We start from the raw sequence: 839 nt of genomic DNA, 5'->3' as shown, positions 1-839 counted from the left end.
CCGCGGGAGCAGAGTTGAGCGGCATTCGTCGCAGCGCTCGCGCATGGCACGGGTCCGTCCGTCGCTTCTCACACAGATTGGCCGCTCGCTGTCATCGCTTCGGTTGCGACCGGCGGATCGTTCGGCGCGTTGCTGTGCTGGTTCGCCGTCGCGCCAAAGGCATGCAGTGGCGCCGGCGTTGCACATATCGCGTCACCGTTTTCAGATCGCTGCGTCAGGCTTTGTCGCGGTTGTTCCGGTGCAGGCTCACCGCTACCCTCTGCCTAACAAATCGTCCAAGCCGACACTGCTTCGCAGTGCGGCTTAACTCAGGTGTTAGCCGTTTGGGGAAGGTAGATGGGCTATTGGAATCTCGTTGACCCGATCTGGGAGACCGTCTCAATCTATGACGGCCCAGATGTCTTTTTGCAGCAATACGCTGCTTCGCCCGAAGCTTCCCGGGTTCTCTTCTCTGCGCAGTGGTGCCAAAGTGAGATTTGCAACGGCGGCTTTGAACAGTTCTTCTCCAATAGCACCGGGGTTCTAGCCCCAGAGGGTGTCGAAGCCTTTCGCAAGATTGGCATGCCGCAAACTGCGGACCTGATTCAACAGGCAATGTCAGTCTTTGGCGCCAGCTACCCGCGGGATCGTGACGCACGCGAAGATGCTCTGGAGGCTGCATGGGACGCTACCGGAGAGGAAGACGGCGGACCGTTCGGAGACCTTGATGAGTCGTTCTTCGCTCTGATCGAGACAGAGAGCGGTGGTTTCGAGTCCTGTGCGGACGCATATGCAGCCTCAAACGGCTAACAATTCGTCCAAGCCGACGCCGCTTCGCGGCGCGGCTTAACTCAGGTGTT

At 59.4% G+C, this 839-nt stretch carries 1 protein-coding gene; it reads left to right on the top strand.

What is annotated here, in order from left to right; translation table 11 throughout:
• Positions 1–336: 336 nt before the first annotated feature.
• Positions 337–789, top strand: coding sequence for a DMP19 family protein (locus NAV33_RS21400; protein WP_255983769.1), 453 nt, complete (start codon positions 337–339; stop codon positions 787–789).
• Positions 790–839: the final 50 nt, after the last annotated feature.

Source organism: Stutzerimonas stutzeri, from assembly GCF_024448715.1.
GTDB lineage: Bacteria > Pseudomonadota > Gammaproteobacteria > Pseudomonadales > Pseudomonadaceae > Stutzerimonas > Stutzerimonas stutzeri_AR.
This window is presented reverse-complemented; position numbering and strand designations above follow the sequence as displayed.